The organism is Candidatus Ornithobacterium hominis (assembly GCF_900538215.1).
Taxonomy (GTDB): domain Bacteria; phylum Bacteroidota; class Bacteroidia; order Flavobacteriales; family Weeksellaceae; genus Ornithobacterium; species Ornithobacterium hominis.
Genome location: NZ_UNSD01000002.1, coordinates 25,357 through 45,225 on the forward strand (window position 1 = coordinate 25,357; position 19,869 = coordinate 45,225).

Annotated in this window: 17 protein-coding genes; 5 read left to right on the top strand and 12 right to left on the bottom strand. The window is 35.3% G+C overall.

What is annotated here, in order from left to right; translation table 11 throughout:
- Positions 1-2 precede the first annotated feature (2 nt).
- Genes D5J18_RS00400 through D5J18_RS00410 form a run of 3 tightly spaced genes read left to right on the top strand, consistent with a single transcriptional unit; the run spans position 3 to position 4,683 of the window.
- Positions 3-2,762, top strand: a complete 2,760-nt coding sequence (locus D5J18_RS00400; RefSeq protein ID WP_165844931.1) for a carboxypeptidase-like regulatory domain-containing protein — start codon at positions 3-5, stop codon at positions 2,760-2,762.
- A gap of 12 nt (positions 2,763-2,774) precedes the next feature.
- A complete protein-coding gene (locus D5J18_RS00405; protein WP_133298082.1) occupies positions 2,775-4,148 on the top strand; it encodes a DUF5689 domain-containing protein in 1,374 nt (457 codons plus the stop codon).
- Complete coding sequence (locus D5J18_RS00410; RefSeq protein ID WP_119057050.1) at positions 4,126-4,683, top strand: choice-of-anchor J domain-containing protein; 558 nt, start codon at positions 4,126-4,128, stop codon at positions 4,681-4,683. The genes D5J18_RS00405 and D5J18_RS00410 overlap by 23 nt, the downstream gene beginning before the upstream one ends.
- A 184-nt stretch (positions 4,684-4,867) precedes the next feature.
- Here D5J18_RS00410 and D5J18_RS00415 read toward each other — a convergent pair whose 3' ends face one another.
- Both D5J18_RS00415 and D5J18_RS00420 read right to left on the bottom strand, forming a co-directional pair.
- Positions 4,868-5,347 (bottom strand): DUF6702 family protein, encoded by a 480-nt coding sequence (locus D5J18_RS00415; protein WP_119057051.1) that lies wholly within the window; start codon positions 5,345-5,347, stop codon positions 4,868-4,870.
- 66 nt (positions 5,348-5,413) lie between these two features.
- The gene (locus tag D5J18_RS00420) at positions 5,414-5,845 is read right to left on the bottom strand and encodes a hypothetical protein (protein WP_119057052.1); all 432 of its coding nucleotides are present in this window, start codon (positions 5,843-5,845) and stop codon (positions 5,414-5,416) included.
- 213 nt (positions 5,846-6,058) lie between these two features.
- Here D5J18_RS00420 and D5J18_RS00425 point away from each other — a divergent pair, with 213 nt between their 5' ends.
- A complete protein-coding gene (locus tag D5J18_RS00425; RefSeq protein WP_119057053.1) occupies positions 6,059-7,318 on the top strand; it encodes an oligosaccharide flippase family protein in 1,260 nt (419 codons plus the stop codon).
- Between the two features lie 13 nt (positions 7,319-7,331).
- On the opposite strand, the gene radC is transcribed toward D5J18_RS00425, so the two are convergent.
- The 4 genes from radC to D5J18_RS00445 all read right to left on the bottom strand — a co-directional run bounded on the left by radC (position 7,332) and on the right by D5J18_RS00445 (position 11,157).
- On the bottom strand, positions 7,332-8,036 hold the full coding sequence (gene radC, locus D5J18_RS00430; protein WP_119057054.1) for a RadC family protein: 705 nt from the start codon (positions 8,034-8,036) through the stop codon (positions 7,332-7,334).
- A 74-nt stretch (positions 8,037-8,110) separates the two neighbouring features.
- Positions 8,111-8,785, bottom strand: coding sequence for a nicotinamide riboside transporter PnuC (gene pnuC / locus D5J18_RS00435; protein WP_311394695.1), 675 nt, complete (start codon positions 8,783-8,785; stop codon positions 8,111-8,113).
- 4 nt (positions 8,786-8,789) lie between these two features.
- Complete coding sequence (locus tag D5J18_RS00440) at positions 8,790-10,280, bottom strand: GH3 auxin-responsive promoter family protein (RefSeq protein ID WP_119057055.1); 1,491 nt, start codon at positions 10,278-10,280, stop codon at positions 8,790-8,792.
- 10 nt (positions 10,281-10,290) lie between these two features.
- Positions 10,291-11,157: a M23 family metallopeptidase gene (locus D5J18_RS00445; RefSeq protein ID WP_119057056.1), complete on the bottom strand. Its 867-nt coding sequence runs from the start codon at positions 11,155-11,157 to the stop codon at positions 10,291-10,293.
- 112 nt (positions 11,158-11,269) lie between these two features.
- Here D5J18_RS00445 and porW point away from each other — a divergent pair, with 112 nt between their 5' ends.
- Positions 11,270-13,537: a type IX secretion system periplasmic lipoprotein PorW/SprE gene (porW, locus tag D5J18_RS00450; RefSeq protein WP_165844932.1), complete on the top strand. Its 2,268-nt coding sequence runs from the start codon at positions 11,270-11,272 to the stop codon at positions 13,535-13,537.
- 80 nt (positions 13,538-13,617) lie between these two features.
- Here the strand turns inward: porW and D5J18_RS00455 are convergent, their stop codons facing one another.
- The 6 genes from D5J18_RS00455 to gcvH all read right to left on the bottom strand — a co-directional run bounded on the left by D5J18_RS00455 (position 13,618) and on the right by gcvH (position 19,855).
- On the bottom strand, positions 13,618-16,275 hold the full coding sequence (locus D5J18_RS00455) for a PD-(D/E)XK nuclease family protein (RefSeq protein ID WP_119057058.1): 2,658 nt from the start codon (positions 16,273-16,275) through the stop codon (positions 13,618-13,620).
- The gene (locus D5J18_RS00460; protein WP_119057059.1) at positions 16,275-17,336 is read right to left on the bottom strand and encodes a diphosphomevalonate decarboxylase; all 1,062 of its coding nucleotides are present in this window, start codon (positions 17,334-17,336) and stop codon (positions 16,275-16,277) included. Before D5J18_RS00460 ends, D5J18_RS00455 begins: the two co-directional genes overlap by 1 nt.
- 29 nt (positions 17,337-17,365) lie before the next feature.
- Entirely contained in the window at positions 17,366-17,713 is a 348-nt protein-coding gene (locus tag D5J18_RS00465) for a T9SS type A sorting domain-containing protein (protein ID WP_119057060.1), read from the bottom strand.
- Between the two features lie 501 nt (positions 17,714-18,214).
- A complete protein-coding gene (locus D5J18_RS00470) occupies positions 18,215-19,036 on the bottom strand; it encodes a hypothetical protein (RefSeq protein ID WP_119057061.1) in 822 nt (273 codons plus the stop codon).
- 104 nt (positions 19,037-19,140) lie between these two features.
- On the bottom strand, positions 19,141-19,515 hold the full coding sequence (locus D5J18_RS00475) for a VanZ family protein (protein ID WP_119057062.1): 375 nt from the start codon (positions 19,513-19,515) through the stop codon (positions 19,141-19,143).
- Positions 19,481-19,855: a glycine cleavage system protein GcvH gene (gene gcvH / locus D5J18_RS00480; protein ID WP_119057063.1), complete on the bottom strand. Its 375-nt coding sequence runs from the start codon at positions 19,853-19,855 to the stop codon at positions 19,481-19,483. The genes D5J18_RS00475 and gcvH overlap by 35 nt, the downstream gene beginning before the upstream one ends.
- Positions 19,856-19,869 lie beyond the last annotated feature (14 nt).

The window sequence follows — 19,869 nt, forward strand, 5'->3', positions numbered from 1 at the left end:
TTATGCTTTTTTTATGGAGCTTGATTTCTTTTGCTCAAACCAAAATCACAGGGACAGTCCATACCTCTGCAGAAGAAAAACCGCTCTATAATGCCAAAGTCACGCTACAAGAGACTGGCGAAGAGGTAATCACAGATCGCATTGGTTACTTTCAATTTATGAATATATCACCAGGAATTTACACGCTACAAATTAGCATGGAGGGATATGCTCGCTACCAAGAGAAAATTAAAATCCAAGCAGAGCGTATTTATGAATTGGGTGATATTTATCTTACCTTCAATCCTCAAAATTCAGATTTAGGCATCATCACTTTAAGCTCTGAAGAACTTGATGCTGAAGAAAATACCTCAGGAGCTCCTGCTACTCTTTTAAGTGCGACCAAAGATGTTTTTTTACAGACTGTTGCTTATGATTGGGGGGCTTTTTGGTTTCGCCCGAGAGGCTTGAATAATGAAAATTCTTCGGTTTTGCTCAACGGTATTTCTATGAATAAGATAAGCCATGGCCAAGTTGATTATGGAAACTGGGGGGGATTAAATGACATCATACGCTATCCCGAGGAAAGTGCCTTTGGTATTAACTCTACAGACCATGCCTTTGGCGATTTAGGTGGACTGACTTACTACGAAACTCGCCCATCAAAATTAAGGACTGGGACTGGACTCTCTTATTCTTTGACCAACCGTAGCTACCGACAACGATTGATGTTGACTCACAACACGGGTTTGATGAAAAATGGCTGGGGGGTTGCTGCTTCTGCTTCCCGAAGATGGGCTAATCAGGGGCGGATACCTGGAACTTTTTATGATGCTTGGGCTTATTTTTTAGGCATTGAGAAAAAGCTGAAAAATCATTTTTTTAATTTGAGCATATTGGGAGCTCCTTATCGCCGTGCAGGCAATAATCCCAATACAAACGAAGCTTATAACTTAAAAGGCATCAATTATAATGCATACTGGGGCTACCAAAACGGAGTAAAACGCAGCGAAAGAGTAAAAGATAATTTTGAACCGATTTTTCAACTTTCTCACCATTGGAACATTAATTTGAAAAATCAACTTAAAACAACATTGTCATACCAAACAGGGTATAATAAATACTCGAGATTAAATTGGTATAAAGCCAATAATCCTTCACCCATCTATTACAGAAATTTACCCTCTTATTTTTACTACCTCAATACAAGAAATAAAGAAAATTTAACAGATGATGAGAAAGAAAAATATGACTCTCAACTTCATAGCTGGAGGAATGATGAAAATTGGAGTCAAATTAATTGGGAAAATTTATACCGAGCTAACTTAAATCTTAACAGCTACGCTGCTTACTATTTGGCCAATGATGTGAACAAAGATGATGCTTTTGGCTTGTATTCTCATTTAAGAAGTCAATTGAATGAAAATACGACCTTGAATATCGGCTTCCAATTAAAAAACACTCATTCTCATAACTTTAGAGAGGTTGATGATTTGCTCGGGGCTTCTTACGCTTTAAATCTTGATGATTTTTCTGATAATTCTTTTAGCGGAAAATATAATGAAAATGACCAAAATTTGCAGAAAAAAGAGGGTGAAATCATAGAATATAATTATAAAATTAATCATCATTATTATGAGATTTTTAGTGGATTGAATTATAAAAAATCTGCTTGGAATGTCAATCTGATGGGGAAAATGGCTTACACTACTATGCTGAGAAATGGATTATTCAAACACTATGCACACGGCAATAGCTTTGGGAAAAGTAAGGATTTAAACTTCACTGATTTTGGTGGAAAATTAAATATTCTGTACAGAATCAACGGCAACCACTATTTGCGCCTCAACGGTGCTTTTTTCACCAAAGCCCCTTCTGCATCAGCAGCTTTTCCCTTAGGGCGATACTCAAATACCTTTCAACCAGACATTCGGGCGGCAGAGATGACTTCTTTAGATTTTTCTTATTTATTGAGAACGCCAGATTTTAAAGGAAATCTTACTGCTTTTTATACCATAAGCAATAACGAGACGCAAACCAGTTTTGGCTACATACAGCTGGTGCAAGACAATGCTTTTTTCAACAAAAATTTGTTTATTGCAGAAGTTTTAAATGGTGTGCAAAAAGAATATAAAGGTATTGAGCTTTCTCTAGAAGGTAAAATCTCTAAAACCCTGGCGGCTACCGCTGTTGCTTCCATTGGTGAATACATCTACAAAAATAATCCTAATTTGTATTATTTCTCAGATGATTATGCCAGTTCAGATGGTTATAAGCTTATCGGCAAAACATACCTGAAGAACTATAAATTGCCTGGGACTCCGCAACAAGCTTACCACCTAGGTCTGCAGTACCGTTCACCGAAGTACTGGTGGGCTGGTTTATCTGCAAATTATTTTAAAAATCAATACATCAACATTTCACCTTCTCGCCGCACAGATAATTTTACGCATCTACCAAACGGTAAATTATATAAAGACTTACAAAGTGAAAATGCTGAAGCGCTTTTAAGAAAGGTTTTGAAACAAGAAAAATTTAGCAATGAAATGATGCTAAACCTCAACGCTGGAAAAACCTTTAGGTTAGGGCAATACTACATGGGCATCAGTCTATCTATCAATAATTTACTGAATAATAAAAACTTTAAAACCAGCGGTTTTGAGCAATTAAGGCTTGGGAATTATGAAGCTGCTGCGAATGAGAATTACTCAAAAGTCTTTGGTAATAAATATTGGTATAATCAAGGTTTAAATTACTTTTTAAATGTCTTTTTAAGATTTTAAATTATGAAAATTATGAAAAAATTCATATTACTATCACTCATCTCATTTTATTTCTCAGCTTGTGTTCAAGATGATAAATTCGATATTCCAAATTTAAATTGTCAAGAACTTTGGGCAACTAATACCCAAATCGATGATTTATTGAAAAAAATATCGACAGATCCCATTACCATTGAAGAAGAATTAGTCATAGAAGGTTTTGTTGTTTCTAGCGATGAAACTGGGAACTTCTACAAAGAATTAATCATTCAAGACCAACGGGAAAGCCCAACTAAAGGCTTGAAAATTAGTATCAATAAAGCTAATTTATTTAATGACTTCCCATTGGGTAGCAAAGTTCTAGTCAATGCTAAAGGTTTGACTTTGGGTTTAAGCAATGGCATACCAACTTTGGGCGATGGCTTGTACCAAAAGAAAAATCCTGGGCAAATTGAAGCTAATGTTTTATACAATCATGTGGATAAAACTTGTGATAAAATTCAACCAATCCAAGCGAAAAGTTTTGAAAATATTAAGGCTTTAGTAAAAAAAGAAAATTTAAATCAATACATTCAGTTAAACAATGTTTACTTTCAAAATGGCGGAGAAGCCAGCTTCCATGATGCTAAAAGCTCTTTTGCGACGACCAATCGCTATTTAATAGACAGCGAAGGAGGGAAAATTGCTGTGAGGACAAGCAAATACGCTAAATTTTCTAAAGAAACCTTACCCAAGGGAGTCGGTAATTTAAAAGCTGTTTTGAGCGCCTATGATAGTAACAATAATGGGCTGACGGATAGCGAGTATCAACTAACATTGGTGAGTCTCGACGATATTAATTTTGACTCATCCATTGAACCTAACAATAAAAATGATAAAAATATCAACACCTACTTTTCTTGCCTGAGTGAAGATTTTCAATCCTTTGAGACTAAAAATGAAAACTTTGAAAAGTATATCAACTACTACGCTAGTGATAAAAGAAAATGGCAAATTGTAGAATTTAATCAGAATAAATACATCCAAATTTCTGCTTACAAGGCGAGCAAGCCTGTCAAAACTTATTTTATCATTCCTATAAATTTTGATAAAGCAGATGCATTCTCATTCAAAACCAAAGATGGTTTTTACAACGGGGATGCATTGAGCGTTTATTGGGTCAATGATTTCTCTGATTTAAAGAATTTAAGGTTAGAAAATGATATAACTTCTGAATTTAATATCTCAAAAAATTCCAAAAATAGCTACCCCTCTGATTTTGTAGATTCGGGCGAATTTAATTTAAATAAACTGAGTGGGAACGGCGCTATTATTTTTGTGTACTCCGCTGATCCTAAAAATATAACAACGACTTATCAAATTGATGACATCCAAATAAAAGATAATGAAAATGAAACTTGCCAATAAGATAATTTTCCTAAGCCTTTTATTTTTTTTCATCAAATTTGTACCAGCCCAAACGGTCATTATTTCTGAGAATTTCAAAAATGGAATCCCTAAAACATGGGAAGTTTCTTCTACCAGCCCTTACCGCACTTGGGAAGCTAAAAACTATAGAGATTTTCATTACGTAAATATCTCCGCTTTTGGTGGGAGAAACAAACCTGCAGTAGATGTTGTGAGCAGCCTGTATACTCCAGAAATTTCTGATTCACTGCAAGCTTGCAAATTAAAATTCAGTTTAGCTGATGCCTATAGTAACGGGCAACCTTTATCCGTATACATTACTGATAATGAGAAGAATATATTGAAGAAAATTCCAGAGAAACACTTTACTAGCTTTATCAATAATCCTGGTAAATACGACAACCGATATGATGTCACCTCATGGATTGACCTACCAAAATTGGAAATCCCCTACAAAATTGAGTTTCGGTATACCAGCAACAAGGAGGTTTCTACCACCATACAACTGAATGAAGTTGATGTCTGGTGTCAATAGTCATTTTTTATCAGTTACGGCACTTACTTCTAAAACTTTACTCTTAGATTTTTTTTAAAATCTTTCTTTTGATGAAGAATAACTTCTCGATAAATTCAAGATTTTTTATAAGGCTTAAAAAAATTTAGAGTTAAAAAAATTCCCTAATGTAGTGGTGCTTTTCATTTTCGCTTAATTTCTGAAATCAAAGATTAATTTTCCCCGAAACGGAACCTTTTTTCGTCACAAAAGAATCTCTTTTATCTCTGATTGAAAAAGTAATAAAGTTCTGCTGCTCAGGGAATTCATTCACCAGCATCGAATTCAAAATCTCAATACTGGTAATCTGCCCTGGGCTAGGAATTTCAAAATAAATACGTGTTGCTTTGGGCGAGGTTTGTGCTTTTAAATAATTATACGATTTCGAAACGCCATTTATCTTCACTTGAAAGTGATTTCTCAAATACGTTTCCACAGCGCTATTAAAGCTTGATTCATTACTCACCTTCTCGCCTACCGCTTTTTCTAAATCTTCTGTCACAAACTTAGAGGTGAAAGTCAAAGCTGTATTTCCTTCATTATATTCAACTTTTGTAGTAGAGGTATGGAAGTCATTTAGCTTTGTAAACGAATAAATTCCCAAAATTAGTACAAGGAAAAATGAAAAATATTTTAAAAATTTCATATCTTAAACTTTTAACTAATTCTGCTAGCGATAAACGTTCCAAATCAGATTTTTAATTGTTAAAATTTAGAAATTCGCCATCCACTGAGTCCAAGGAATCATATAAAAACACAATGTAGCTAGCAAAACAAAGGCTAAAATTGAACCTGTTATGTAACTATTCTTTTTCAGTTTTGCATTGGCTATTGTCATCAAAATCACTGCGGTAAACATCATCATTGGGTGTTCCAGCGCTAGGAGTCTCGGCCCCGTTTGCATCGCAATTCCATCTGCCCAAGAGCTCTGAACTACAGGCGAAAACACATATAAGGCTAATCCAAAAACGAACTGAATATGAAATGACAAAACGGTGTAGAAACTTACTTTTCGCAAACCAATGTGAATGGGTTTTTTGGTGAAAAAATAATACAGCATTGCTGCTAATAAAATTAATGAAAGTAATACTACGATAAAAGCCCAATAGCTGTGAAAGTGTTTTAAAGCAACGTAAGGATTCATAATTTATAATTTTGTGCCAAGATATGATAAAAGTTATTAATAATAAAAAGAAATTTTATTAACCCCACCAATGTTTTGAGTTTGAGACTCTATCTTTTTTTTAAAATCCCCCCCCCCATTTTCCGAATTCTCAAATTTCAAAAATCACATTTTATCAAGAAAAATTTTTAAAGGCTTAAAAAAATTCTAATTTTTTATAGCTTTGATTTCTGAATGCAAGTAAAAAAAACCTTTGAATTTCTTCAAAAATTCAATGCCAATAGCGGAACTTGGGTTTTCGCCGCTACGCTTTTTAATAAACTGATTCTTTTCGTTATTAAATTGGGCATTCTTTTTTATTTTGAAAAAGCCGTTTACGGGCAAATCACTTACGCGGTTTCCATCGTTGCTTTTTTCACTCCTTTTGTAGGTTTAGGCTCGCCATCTGGCTTGCTTCGCTACGGTTCTATCGTAAAGTCAGCACAAGAAAAAAAAGAAATCTCACACTATGTCTTTACTCAAGGGCTAGGGCTCTCGCTAATGATGGCGGTTCTTTTGCTCCCCATCGTTTGGTTTTTTGCTAAAGACAATGCTACTACTTACCTTTTTTTAGCAATTCTCTGTTTTCGAGTGGTCAGTTTATTCCTCTTTAATTATCAATCAGTTGAGATGCGCATTCAGGATTTAAACAAAAGATTTGCTCAGTTTGATTTAGTCAATAGTCTGCTGCTACTCGCTGGTGCATTGGTTTTGACGTTGCTTTTCAATGCAATTGGTTATATACTTTCGCTGGTTTTAGTTCCCATTTTCGTATTCATTCTTTATGCCATCAAATTTGGTTGGCCTCAATGGAGAAAAAAGATTTCCGATAATATTTCGCTCAAGTCATTTTGGGCTTACTCAGTTTGGGCAAGTTTTTCTAATGTGCTGACAGAAACGGTCTTCATCGTAGACACCATTTTGATTGGGCTTTTGATGAGCGACACCGCCGTGGCAGAATATAACGTGGCCGGGCTCATTCCCATCAATATTTTGATTTTGCCCATTATTTTTATGAAGACAGATTTCCCGCAAATCGCAAGAAACTTCAAAAACAGAAATTTCCTCAAAAATTATTATCAACAATTTTTCATTCTTTTTCTTATCATTTGCACAGCAGGAATGCTCATTGCTTATTTCCTCGGCGATTGGATTTTAAGCTTCTTTGGCAAAGACTATGAACCTTATTCCATTTTTATAATCCTGATGCTCGGAGCCAGTATCAGTATATTATTTCGCATCCCGCTCACCAATATGATTAGCGCCTTTGGCAAAACACGCTTTAATACCATCACTGGCTTCATTACGATTTTAGCAGACATTGGATTAAATTTATATGCCATCCCTAGGTATGGTCTTATCGGGGCGGCTTGGGCCACGACTTCAGCATTGATTTTAAGCGGATTATTGAGTTTAATTTATTTTTTCTACTATTTAAAAAAAGAAACTATTTAATTTTTTTAAAGCCTTAAAAAATTCCTTCATCCACCAAACTCAAATACGCTGTTTGAGTGATGATTAAATGATCTAAAACTTGTACATTCATGATTTCCCCTGCTTTTTTGATATTTTGAGTCAAATTCAAATCAGCTTCACTAGGTTTTAGCTTCCCACTCGGGTGGTTGTGCGATAAAATAAGTGCCGTTGCGTTTAATTCCAGTGCATATTTGAACACCAATCGCTGGTCGACCAAAGTCTGCGAAATCCCTCCAGAACTGATTTTCTGATACTTTAAAACTTTGTTGGACTGGTTTAAGTATAAAACCCAAAATTCCTCGGTTGGCAAATCTCCGATGATGGGTTGCATAATGCCTGCCGCAGCTTGGCTAGAACTAATGATGGGCTTCTCCAACGCCTGTTGCAAAGCTCGTCGCCGACCGATTTCTAAAGCGGTAATGATGCTGATGGCTTTAGCCTCCCCCACGCCTTTGAATTCACAAAGCTCTTTGATGCTTTTCTGGGCTAATTCGTGCCAATTATTCTCTGATTTGCTCAGAATTCTTTTGGCCAAATCTACCGCTGTCTCTTCCCGATTCCCGCTGCCCATAATGATGGCTAGAAGTTCGGCGTCAGATAAACTGGATTTACCTTTTAGCATTAATTTTTCTCTTGGTCGGTCATCTTCTGCCCAAGATTTTATGTTTGTGGTCTTTTCAGAATACGATGTCTTCATCTCGACAGAATGTATAAATTTTTAGTATTTTTTTTAAGCCTTTAAAAATTTTTATTTACGAACCCCTTCTAATTTCAGCCTTGATATTCTTTCATAGACCTCTTCCACATTACAAAACCTGTGATAGCTAAAATTGTGAAAATAAGGTACTGAATGGAGGTCACCGCTAAACCTTTATAGAGGTATAAGGGCACCGAAATTAGATCTCCCAAAATCCAAAAAAACCAATTTTCAACTTTCCTCCTCGCCATCACCCACATTCCTACCAAGAAAATCCCTGTGGTACAAGTATCTACATAGTCGGTCCATTGGTAGTGGAATCCCACTTCATTCATTTTGGTCAAGTCAAAATTTTGACTCAGCACAGGGCGGAAGTAATAAATCGCTAATACCAAAACGGCACTTGTCAAAAAAAGTAAAACGGCAAAAAACCATTCTTTTTTGCTCATATACTCAACTTCTACATGCACTTGGTCTTGCGTGTTTTTTGACCATACAAACCAACCGTAAATACTCATCGTTGCGTAGTAGAAATTTATCAGCATATCGCCATATAAGCCCCAATTGAAAAGTAAATAAATGTAAATCAACGTAGAAATAATGCCTGTCGGGAATACCCAAATATTTCTTTTCATTGAAAAAAATACGCTAGAAATCCCCATGATTGTTGCTAAAACTTCTAAAGCGATTTTCCAAGGCTCGTAAGACTGATAGGGTTCTATAAGAAAGTTTAAAATTTCTTGCATCATCTGTTTATTTAATATATAAACTTAATCCGTCGGCAAAATTTCTATCATTAGCTAATCGCGGTGGCTTGAATTGCCCACCCAGTTTCCCGATAGATTTCAAGTAAGCGTGGAATCCCCCTGCCTGAACGATTGAAATTTTTAAAGGCTTTAAAATTTTGCCATGAATTAAATCATCATAGTAAGTATTTAGCCGACGCATTTCTTCATCCAATAGCAAACTAAATTTTTCTAAATCTTCTGGCTCTTTTTCAAATTCTACCAACCACTCGTGGTAGGGTAAACCTGCTAACGGATTCACCTGTGGAGCCACGTGAAATTCTTTAATCTCGGCAGGCATTTTCTTTAGCACTTCTGCTATTGCTGTTTCAACTTCTTGCCCAATCACGTGCTCGCCAAAAGCAGAAGTGAAATGTTTGATTCTCCCCGTTACACGAATTCGGTAAGGCGCCAAACTCGTGAAACGAATCGTATCGCCAATGGAGTAGGCAAAAAGTCCAGCCTTTGTCGTTAAAATCAAAGCATAATTAACGTCTTTTTCAACCTCGGCAATGCCAATCCGTGTCGGGTTTTCATCAAAATATTCTTCTACTGGGATAAATTCATAGAAAATATCCTTGCTTAGCAAAAGCAGCAAATCCTCGGAATCTAGCTGATCTTGATAAGCGATAAAGCCTTCAGATGCTGGGTAAGTTTGTATTACATCGATTTTCTCTCCCAGCAAAGCATCTATTTTTTGACGGTACGGATTGTAGTTAACCCCACCCGTCACGATTAATTGCAACTGCGGAAACATTTCTGTGAGTGTTTGATTTGATTTTCTTCTGAGTCTTTCAAAATACATAATCATCCACGGTGGAATCCCGCTGATTAGCGTCATATTAGCTTGGTGTGTTTCATCCACAATTCGGTCAACTTTTTCTTCCCAGTTTTCAATTGTATTGGTTTCCCAGCTGGGTAATCTATTTTTTTGCAGATATGAGGGAACGTAATGTGCTGATATTCCACTAAGTCGGCCGGCTTGTATTCCTCTTTCTTCTTTAAGCTCAGGGTTTCCTTGTAAAAAAATCATTTTCCCGTTCACAAAGTTGGCATTCCCTTTATTTTGAATATAAAAAAGTAGTGCATTCCTCGCCGCCTCAATATGATATGGAATTGATTCTCTAGAAATCGGGATATATTTTTCTCCTGAAGTTGTACCCGAAGTTTTTGCCCAATATTTTGGTTTCCCAGGCCAAAGAACGTTCAACTCTCCTTGCCTTATTCTATCAATATAGGGTTTTATATTTTCATAATCTTGAATTGGCACATTTTTTACAAAATCTTGATGATTTTTGATATTTCCAAAATAATGTTTTTTACCAAATTCCGTGTTTTTTGCTTTTCTTATGATTTCAGCAAAAACTTTTTCTTGAGCTTCAACAGGATGCGCCATCCACTTTTTTTCTTGCAGAACAATATATCGTGCAAAAATTTTTGCAATAAATTTCTTAAGCATTTTTTTGAGTTTAAAAATCAATGTATTCCTCTGGGTCTACTGCTTTTCCCTGCACCCACAGCTCAAAATGTAAATGAGGGCCAGTAGTCAATTCTCCTGTATTTCCTACCTGTGCTATGGCTTCACCCTTTTTTACCATATCGCCCTGTTTTTTATAGACTTTAGCACAATGTTTATACATTGAGATAATATCGTTAGCATGCCGTATGATGAGCGTATAGCCAGCGTCTGGCGTCCAGTTAGAGAAAAGCACATCGCCATCTGCAATAGATTTTATAACGTCGCCTTCTCCAGCGCTAATGTCTACGGCCAAATGTTTTTCGGTCAAGTCAAATTTCCCAGTCACAAAGCCTTTTACAGGCGTGAAATATTTCGCATCAGGCACAGTGTTTTTAGATGCCTTCATCGCTTCCATTTCTTCTTTTTCTATCTGAATTCTGAACAACGAGTCCTCTTCGCTCGGTTTGAATAATTCTGAATCGGGATTTAGATGGAATTTATTGACCACGAGGCTGTCTACCTTTTCTGCTTTGATATTGCCACTCACTACAGCTTGTATACTTTTTATATAAAGCTCATTGGCTTCTAAATTATTCTCAAGCTCTAGAATTCTTTCATTTAATTTCAGAAGTTGATTTTTATACGCAGCTTGGTTTTCTACAGTTGGGGAAGTAAAATACTCTTTCAAAGGTGAATACTTTAAACCCAAAAAAATCAAAGTGGTAATCAAAATCATAAAAAAAGTGAAAAACAACAAACTATTGAGCGGTGTAAGTTTAATGAGAAATACCGAACGCTTATCTTCATCATCCAGCAGTTGCAGCTGGTAATGACTCAGCATTTTTTTGTCTAATCTTTTTTGATTTCTTTTTTCCATTGCTACTGTGTACAAATATCTGAATCTAAATCCGATTTAAAAATAATCTGAGTAATTTCTATATTTTTTATTTATGAATATAAAGCTTTTAAATTGTAATTTTGCAATGCTTATGAGTAAAATAAAATCAATCGGATTCATTTTTTTACTGTTTTTTTTGGCAGGATGCTCTACAAAAAAAGACAGCCTCAAAAACCGCTATTATCATAATCTCACGGCGTGGTTCAATACACTTTTCAATGGCCAAGAAGCCATCAATCAAAAATTAAAAGAACTGGAATCCAATCATCAGGACAATTATTTTGAAATACTGAACGTTGACCCTCTCTCAGAATTTAAAGAAAATAATGATTCTGAAGTCATTAGTTATCAACCAGGCAAGGGAATCAATATGTTTTCTCAAATTTTTAACCTTGGTGAAAATAAGCAAGAAGAAAAAAATGCAAAAACTGGCTTTGAAAAAGCTGAAGAAAAAGCACTAAAAGCAATCGCTGAGCACTCCATGCTAATTCGTGGAAAAGAAAGAAACCGACTGATGGCTCGTGCCTACTTGATGCTGGGGCAAGCAAGGTATTACCAAGGAAAATCTATGCAAGCTCTGGAAGCGCTAAGAGAGGTGCAAAAACTGCCTTTTGACAAGCATCATCATCAAGCTATTTTTTTCGAAGCTTTAGCCTTACAGCAGATACAAAATGATGCTGAAGCCTTAGAAAAATTAGCCGAATTAGCTCAAAAGGATTTAAATAGAAAACTTAAAGCTCAAGTTTTCAAGCACTTAGCTCAGTCTCAATTTTTAGCTGGAGATGAATCTTCTGCCATCGAAAATATGAAATTGGCCATCGATGCAACTAGAAATAAAAAGCAACAAGCTCGTTTGAATTTCATTTTAGCCCAATACTTGACGCACACCAAAGCCTACAAAGATGCTGCTCCTTATTTTGCAAAAGCTTATAAACTCAAGCCAGGATTTGAGATGGAAGCTCGTGCAAAACTTTTTAAGGCTTTAAATTTTCAGCCTGAGCACCAAAATTATTTCAGCCTAAAAGAAGATTTACAGCAACTACTGAAAAAAGGAACTTACAAAAAATATTACAACGAATTTTATTATGGATTGGGTAAATTAGAATTAAAACGAGACTCTCTCAGCTTGGCAAAAAACTACTTTGAAAAAGCTTTGCTCGAAGACATTTCAGACGAAAAATTCAGAGGAGAAACTTTTGCTGAAATGGCTGATATTTACTTTAGAAATTCCGATTACATCTACGCCGCTGCTTACTATGACAGTGCTGTGGCAAAATACCCAGAAAGCACACGAAAAACTGAGCTGCAAGAAAATCAAAAAGCTCTCAATTCTATCAAATCCAAATATTACACAATTCGCAAAAATGATAGCATCATTGCGATTGCAAAAATGGAACCAAAAAAACAGGAAGAATTTTTCAAGAATTTTATTGAAAATTTAAAAATTCAAGATGAAAATAAAATAAATCAAGAGCAAGAAATTAATCAAAATTTCTATACAGATAATCAAAATATTAATTTTAGTTTTGAAGAAAGAAAAAGAGGTAAATTTTATTTCTACAATCCTTCTACTCAATCTGCTGGCGAGCAAAAGTTTATCAATCTTTGGGGAAACCGAGGGCTTAATGATGACTGGCGATTTAGCACTGCTACGGCATCGAGCATCAAACAAGAGAAAGCAATGCTGACTGGTGTTGCCGATATATCCAATCCCCGCCGCTATGAGGTTTCTTATTATATAGAAAAAATCCCGAACCCAGAATTGGTGGAAAATCTAAAAGTAGAACGAGACTCGCTTTCGCTGCTTTTGGGCGTGGAATATTATGAGGTTTTGAAAAATCAATCTCTGGCAAATCAGACGCTGAAAGATTTGCTCAACAGCCCACCTACACGCCAAGAGGTGAAGGAAGAAACCTTGTATCAACTCTACCGCATCAACACCAAAGATGAAACTTTGGCTCAGCAGTATAAAAATCAACTCACCAGTGAGTTTCCAAAATCGATTTTTAGTCAATATTTACTCCATCCGCAAAAAAGTCTAAAAAACAGTAATAGCACAGCGGCGATGCAAATCTACAATCAGATTTATGATTTGTATGCACAGCAAAACTTTGAAGGTGTACATGAACTTTACCAGAAAGCCCAAACCGATTTTGCAGAAGAACCCATTTTCATCAAAATTGAATTCATCGAAGCCTTTTCATTGATTAAAACTCATGGTGCAGAAGATTATTTGAAAGCACTAGAACGTATTTCAACTCAATATACACAATCTCCTGAGGCTCAGCACGCAAGGCAATTAATCAATGATTTTAATGCTAAATTCAAAAAAAATCCAAATGCAATAATAGGGCAATAAAAGCACTGAAAACAAGGAAACAGAATAAAAACTTTATGGCACAGGAAGTCTTTTGTTTTGTGATTTAATTTTTTAAAGCCTTAAATTTTTTCTTCAAAATCAATTGATGGGTCTTGAATTTCTAAAATAATGCTTGCCACCTGTGCCATCAGTGGCTCAATTTCTTCTATACCAAATAAATACTCTTGCTCATATTGCAGAAATGTCAAATCTTGGCTAAGGTGTTTGAGCGGGAAAATACCACTCATTACTTTTTCTGTTTTATTCTTGCTTAAAAACATATAAGCGTAAATAATGAGTTGCACGGCTTTGGCATAATTTGCATTGATTTGCAAATCCTCTATTTTACCTGATTTGATTTCCACGTTTGATGCACTGAACCCGCCAGTCTTGTAATCAATGAGACGGTGGACACCATTGTAACTATCTATACGGTCTATCACGCCATAAAAAGTGACTTGCAAATCTTGAAACAGGTAAGTCGCGCTACATTTTTCTTCTAAGCCTTTTAAAATTAATTCTTGCCCTTGCATCGATTTCTCATCTTTGTGTATCGCATTTTTTAGCATTTCTTCTATGACTGATTTGATGATGATATTCTTACCTCGCAAAGCATTATCAAATAACAAATGGTCAATCATTTTCTGATGAAGAACCTCAGGCAAATGTTTTTTAATTTTTTTGTAGAGCTGTGGTGTCAAAATTTCGTTCAAATATGGCCTGTAAAGCTCTTCTAAACATTGATGAACGATATTACCTAAAGTAATAAAACCTGCGTGCTCTTCTAATTCATCTGAATCTCTTATTTTCAACAAATAACGCTGATAAAAATCAATAGGATTTTTAACATAAGCGGTTAGCGAAGAGGGCGAAATTCTTTTTTTCCAAGATTCTATTTCATTTAAAATCAATGGAGTTTTTTTAAAGCCTTGAAAAATTTCAGTAGGCTTAATTTTCTCTGGCGCAAGCATCACTTGCTGAATTTGGTGTGGACTCTCCAGCTCCAGTTGCCTCAGAAATCGACTTTTTTCACCCTTGCCTAAACTTTGTGTGTTTGAATTGTAAATAAAATCTGCCCTCTGGCATCGCTGGACGGCATGGTAAAAATGATAGGCGTAAATCGCATCATTTTCTAGAAATGTATTGAGTTGACTTCTTTTTCTAAACTCAAACGGGATAAAGGTGTTTTCTTGCCTCCCCAGTGGCAGCGTTCCCTCATTCACGGAAGTCATAATCACCCGTTCAAAATCCAACAAACGCGTCTCTAGCATTCCCAAAATCTGTAATCCCTGCTGCGGCTCGCCAATGAAGCTTAAACTTTCTGCAGCTAAAATTTGCTTATAAAGCCAATAAAAAGTAGTGAAATTCTCTAGCTCAAAATTTCTGTGCATTAGCGTTTCCAGCTGAATGAATATTGACTCAAAATGATAAAGACATTCTTTTTCGAAGGTTGTGAGGTTTTTAAAACCCTTAATTTCTAGTATGAATTTTTGTAATTCTCGCACTAATTCTTTCGGATTTTTTAAGCCTTTAAAAATCCCAGCCAATTTGGTGAAGTTTAATTCACTCGGCTGGAAAAAAGCTTTATTTTTCTGCTGAACCTCAAGGTTTATTTTCAAAAATTCATCTTGATAAAATTCAGAAAAAAGATTTTGTTTTAAAACGCTAAAAAGGTTTTGATAATAAAATGCTCCTCCAAATTTATCTCTATTCATGTGTAACTCAATGACTGAGCGAAAAAAATTGGCCATGGGTAAATTTTGAAGTGCTATACCCATCGTCACATTCACTTTCTCGATGTTGGGCGGCAGAGAGTTCAAAACTGCTGGTAGCAACTGCTCATCTGCCAAAATCAAAGCTGTTTTGGCGACCTGTTCTGGCTTCAATTTGCTTAAAATTTCTCCCGCAATTTTGGCTTGGCTTACTTGGTCTGGCGCTTGAATGACTTGAAAATCTTTTGGTTCTGAAAAATGATGACTCACAAACTGAAACGATGCTAAACTCTTCTGATGTTGACGCAAGAAAAAACCAGCTTCCTGAATAGGGTCGTTGAGATAATATTCATCGGCATCCCACAAGCAAGCTGCTCTTTCTGTTTCTATCAATTTCTGTATCAGTAACTTTTCAGTCTTGGTGAGTGCATTAAATCCGCAGAAGTAGTAGAAATCCTCATTGTTTTCTATATACTTCTCTGCATTCTCTACCGCTTGCCGAGCAATCATTCCCCTGAAACCTAAACCTTTATTTTCTAGATGAATTTTTAAAGCCTTAAAAAATTTTTCTGCCATCGACCAAAATCCTAAATAATTTTGCATGATTTGATTTTGCCCGATTTCTATCTCCTGACTCCAAATTTTCATTCTTTCATCAGAAGCCAACGCCTGGAAAAGCGTTTTTGCATCTACACTTTCATTTTCTATGTCATCAAAATCTTTGAGCAAAGTAGGAATCCACTTGATGAAATCCTCAAAACTTTCCGCTTCTTCAGTAATGTTTTTGTAAACGGAATATGCCTCAAACCACAACGGTACGCCCTTGATTTTCACTAAATCAGCCACAGCAGAAAGCAATTCTTCTATACTAAAGAATTGCGGCATCACGCCGGTGTAATTTTGGCTCAAAATTGCAGACCGAAAAAATTGTTTGGAACGATTTCCTGGTACTACGATAGAAATTTTTTCAAGGCTTGAATGATTTTTTAAAATCTCTTTGGTACAGTTAGAAATAAAAGATTTCATCAGATTTTTTGATTAACGTAATCCATCAGCATTTCTTGATTCTCACACAGCGACTTCAATCTTTCATTGATGAATGTGAGAATATTTTTTTCACTTTGCTTTGGGTAGAGCACATGCACATTAGCGCCAGCATCTAGGGTAAAACAAATTTTTTCTCCTGTTTCTTCTCTGAAACGCCAAATTTCTTGGATTGCTTTTACCGTCTGGGGTTCCATCAAGATAAAATAAGGGTCTGAAGTCATCATCATCGCATGAAGGCTTAGAGCTTCCTTTTCTACAATTCTTATAAATGTATCTATATCAGCCTGTTCTAAAGCTTTAAGTAAAATTTTTAAATTTTGATGTGCTTGCTTAAATCGCTGCTCTGCAAATAGATGTTCATTCATCAATTGATGTCCCAATGTGCTTGAAACTCTCTTTTTCCCTTTGTGAATCAATAAAATACAATCCTGAAAGTCTTGAAAAATCGGGTTTATTCTGTGATTAATCGAGACGCTAAATTCATTGTTACTCCCTTCTATTTCTGCTGTTTCCCCCCAAACCACAGCGCCTGGATATAAGGAACGTGATGCACTGCCTGACCCCAAACGTGCTAAAAATGAAGCTTTTTCTATAGCCTTCTCATTTTTGTAGCCAAATTCTTCTTCCATTTGGATAAGACAACTCGCCAAAGCACTCATCCCAGAAGCCGAAGACGCTATGCCGCTACTGTGAGGAAAGCTGTTGTGCGTATGGACTTCAAAATCGTAATAGTGAATGAATGGAATGTAATCAATAATTGACTGAAAAAATTTTTCAATTTTTGGAGCAAAATCAGGTTGATTTGTGCCATCAAGAAATACCTGAATATTGGTTTTATTTCCTCTTTTTTCTTTAAATTTCAATTCTGTTTGAGTGAATGCCTCGCTTAGGGTAAAACTTACCGAAGGATTTGCTGGAATTTGTTTGCTGTATTTGCCCCAATATTTGATGAGTGCAATATTGCTAAAGCCTTTCGCTTTTACGCTTCCCGTTGGTTGCAAATTATAATCTGAAATTGAAGTTATAAAGTTATTTCTCATTTATAGCAATCTAGATTTTTTTATAAAAATTAGTTTTTAATAAAAGACTTTACGAGTAATTCATTATTCTCTAAAAGTATTTTAATGAAATATTTACCATTTTTTATTTTAGATAGATTTAAAGTTATTTTTTTTTCTTTTGTGAGTTTTTCGTCATAAACTTTATTCCCCAATAAGGAATAAATAGTGATGTTATTCATTTTCACATCTTTAGTTGTTTCTACCACGATTATGGTAGAAGCAGGATTTAGATAGATTTTAACGAGTCCTTTTATTTTATTTTCTCTTATGATTTCATTTCCATGACTATGATTTTCTGAGCTGTTTTGAGCCAAAGAAAATGCACTAAAAAATAGAATAAATAAAAAATGCTTCATATAAGAATTTATTTCAATATAAATTTAGTTTATTTTTTCCTAGTGTCCTAAAAATGTGTCATAATTAAATAAATTAGTGTTGGGCGTTATTATAAAAAATCAACAATGCTTACCCTAAATGGAGGTATTATTATTCTTGCTAATTTACCTTCTTTTTGGCAAAAGACTCAGATTGATAAATCTGAAATATATCTTTTAAAATCACACGCTTAATGGAATGTTACTAATTATTTTTTGAATCTTCAAATATTCTTCTTCCATAATATATTCTGTTCTGTCATGCGTTCATTTGATTTCGCTACGAGTCGCTTATTTGCTGTGTTGCTGTCGCTTAACTTGTAATTAAAGATTATTGAAATAATCTCTTTGCTTAAAAATCCTTGTGGATAGAAGTTTTTGTTGCATTTATTTTTGTTTCAATTCATTATCTCTATTTTATATAAAAACACAAAAGCCTGTAAGTTACATACAGGCTTTTTCTGAATTTTTAATCCATTTTTTTTAATAATTAGGATTATTTAGTTTCACAGGGATGTTAAAAATTAATGTTGCATTTGAACCATCTGCCATTTTTGCTGGCTCAATTTTATTTCCTTTTCTCTTTAGATAATCCGCTGCTTTTTCTAAAGCTCTTTTTGCTTGAGGTTTAAAGACATCGTCACCCATCTCAGGATCAACGTCGGCAATATAACCTTCTGTTGTCACGTGAAATTTTAAACGAACAGCCACGGATTGCTTATCTACATTTGGAAATTCCATATCTAGATAGCGTAGGATGTCTTTACTAATTTCTTGCTGGAAACAAGCAATTAATTTTCTTTTGTCGCCTTTTAATTTCTCACATCCAGGGTAGATTGCCATTTCAGCAACCCTATTCACCGTTACAGGTTCTGTAACACGCTCTTCCTTGGGAGCTTCTTGTGTTTTTGTTTTCAAGCCAGATAAATCTACTTTTTTAGTAGGACCTGTACTTTTAGCAACGCTTGTAATCTTAGGTGGTTCTATTTCTTGTTCCTTTAATTTTGGTGGCTCTACCGGGTCTGGCACCTGTTCTATCTCTTGTGGTACGGGCGGTGGCGGAGGTGGCGGTGGCTCGTCTGGTTCTGGTGGCGGTGGTGGTGTTTCCGGTTCGGGAATGTCAATCAACACAGCCTCTGTCGCCGGTTCTATCTCTGCTATTTGTTCTTCTACAACAGGTACTGCTTCGTATTTCTTCCAATTGAAAAATCCTAGGACTCCCAAAAGGACTACGTTCAGCCCTACCAAAAAGTAAAGCAGACTAGAGCGGTCAAGATTCGCTTTTTCTGTCTTTTTAACTTCCATTTGATTAGGTTTTGAGTTACTAAAGTAGTGTATTTTTCTAATTAATCAAAATATTCAGTTTTTAATTTTCTTAGATTTTATTTTATTGATTGATTTTAAATTTTTTAAGCCTTTATTTTTTTTATAAAAAAGTAACTTAATGCTCCTAGCACGTCTGCCAATAAGTCGTTCCATTCAAAACTTCTTCCCCAGTTTAGTTTTTCTTGTAAAACTTCTGTGCATAATCCTATCATTATCAAGACTATTGTTTTTGATCTTATTTTTTGCTCCAAAGCTTCATCATAGAAAAACGCTAAGAAGAAGAATAAAAGAACGTGTACGATTTTATCTGCTCCATTAAATATAAAACCATCTGTAAAAGATTGTTTTAGCTCCTTGCTTGGCAAAAGCGTAGTGAATAAAACAAGACTTAAATAAAAATAAAAAAAATATTTTCTTGTGGTCTTACTCTCCCACCAAGTCTTTGTACGCTTCTGCATCTAAGAGGTCTTCTAAATCTCCCGTGACTTTAATTTTAATAATCCAGCCTTTCCCGTAGGGGTCTGTATTTATAAGTTCTGGCTGATCATCTAAATTTTCATTTAGTTCTACGACTTCTCCTGTCACTGGCATAAATAAGTCTGAAACTGTTTTCACTGCTTCTATAGAGCCAAATACTTCGCCTGCTTCTACTTCTTCGCCTTCTGTGTCTACATCTACAAAAACGATATCGCCGAGTTCTCTCTGGGCATAGTCTGTAATACCAATGGTAGCGCTATCGCCTTCTACTTTTATCCATTCGTGATCTTTGGTGTACTTTAATTCTGTTGGGGTGTTCATCTTATATAATTTTT

Bases quoted from the DNA above. Each gene is read 5' to 3' on its own strand.
- D5J18_RS00465 (WP_119057060.1), bottom strand. From the start codon at position 17,713: ATGAAGCATTTTTTATTTATTCTATTTTTTAGTGCATTTTCTTTGGCT.
- radC (WP_119057054.1), bottom strand. From the start codon at position 8,036: ATGAAGACATCGTATTCTGAAAAGACCACAAACATAAAATCTTGGGCA.
- D5J18_RS00425 (WP_119057053.1), top strand. From the start codon at position 6,059: ATGCAAGTAAAAAAAACCTTTGAATTTCTTCAAAAATTCAATGCCAAT.
- D5J18_RS00440 (WP_119057055.1), bottom strand. From the start codon at position 10,280: ATGCTTAAGAAATTTATTGCAAAAATTTTTGCACGATATATTGTTCTG.
- D5J18_RS00400 (WP_165844931.1), top strand. From the start codon at position 3: ATGCTTTTTTTATGGAGCTTGATTTCTTTTGCTCAAACCAAAATCACA.
- D5J18_RS00415 (WP_119057051.1), bottom strand. From the start codon at position 5,347: ATGAAATTTTTAAAATATTTTTCATTTTTCCTTGTACTAATTTTGGGA.
- D5J18_RS00405 (WP_133298082.1), top strand. From the start codon at position 2,775: ATGAAAAAATTCATATTACTATCACTCATCTCATTTTATTTCTCAGCT.
- pnuC (WP_311394695.1), bottom strand. From the start codon at position 8,785: ATGATGCAAGAAATTTTAAACTTTCTTATAGAACCCTATCAGTCTTAC.
- D5J18_RS00460 (WP_119057059.1), bottom strand. From the start codon at position 17,336: ATGAGAAATAACTTTATAACTTCAATTTCAGATTATAATTTGCAACCA.
- D5J18_RS00470 (WP_119057061.1), bottom strand. From the start codon at position 19,036: ATGGAAGTTAAAAAGACAGAAAAAGCGAATCTTGACCGCTCTAGTCTG.
- D5J18_RS00445 (WP_119057056.1), bottom strand. From the start codon at position 11,157: ATGGAAAAAAGAAATCAAAAAAGATTAGACAAAAAAATGCTGAGTCAT.
- D5J18_RS00420 (WP_119057052.1), bottom strand. From the start codon at position 5,845: ATGAATCCTTACGTTGCTTTAAAACACTTTCACAGCTATTGGGCTTTT.
- porW (WP_165844932.1), top strand. From the start codon at position 11,270: ATGAGTAAAATAAAATCAATCGGATTCATTTTTTTACTGTTTTTTTTG.
- D5J18_RS00475 (WP_119057062.1), bottom strand. From the start codon at position 19,515: ATGCAGAAGCGTACAAAGACTTGGTGGGAGAGTAAGACCACAAGAAAA.
- D5J18_RS00455 (WP_119057058.1), bottom strand. From the start codon at position 16,275: ATGAAATCTTTTATTTCTAACTGTACCAAAGAGATTTTAAAAAATCAT.
- D5J18_RS00410 (WP_119057050.1), top strand. From the start codon at position 4,126: ATGAAAATGAAACTTGCCAATAAGATAATTTTCCTAAGCCTTTTATTT.
- gcvH (WP_119057063.1), bottom strand. From the start codon at position 19,855: ATGAACACCCCAACAGAATTAAAGTACACCAAAGATCACGAATGGATA.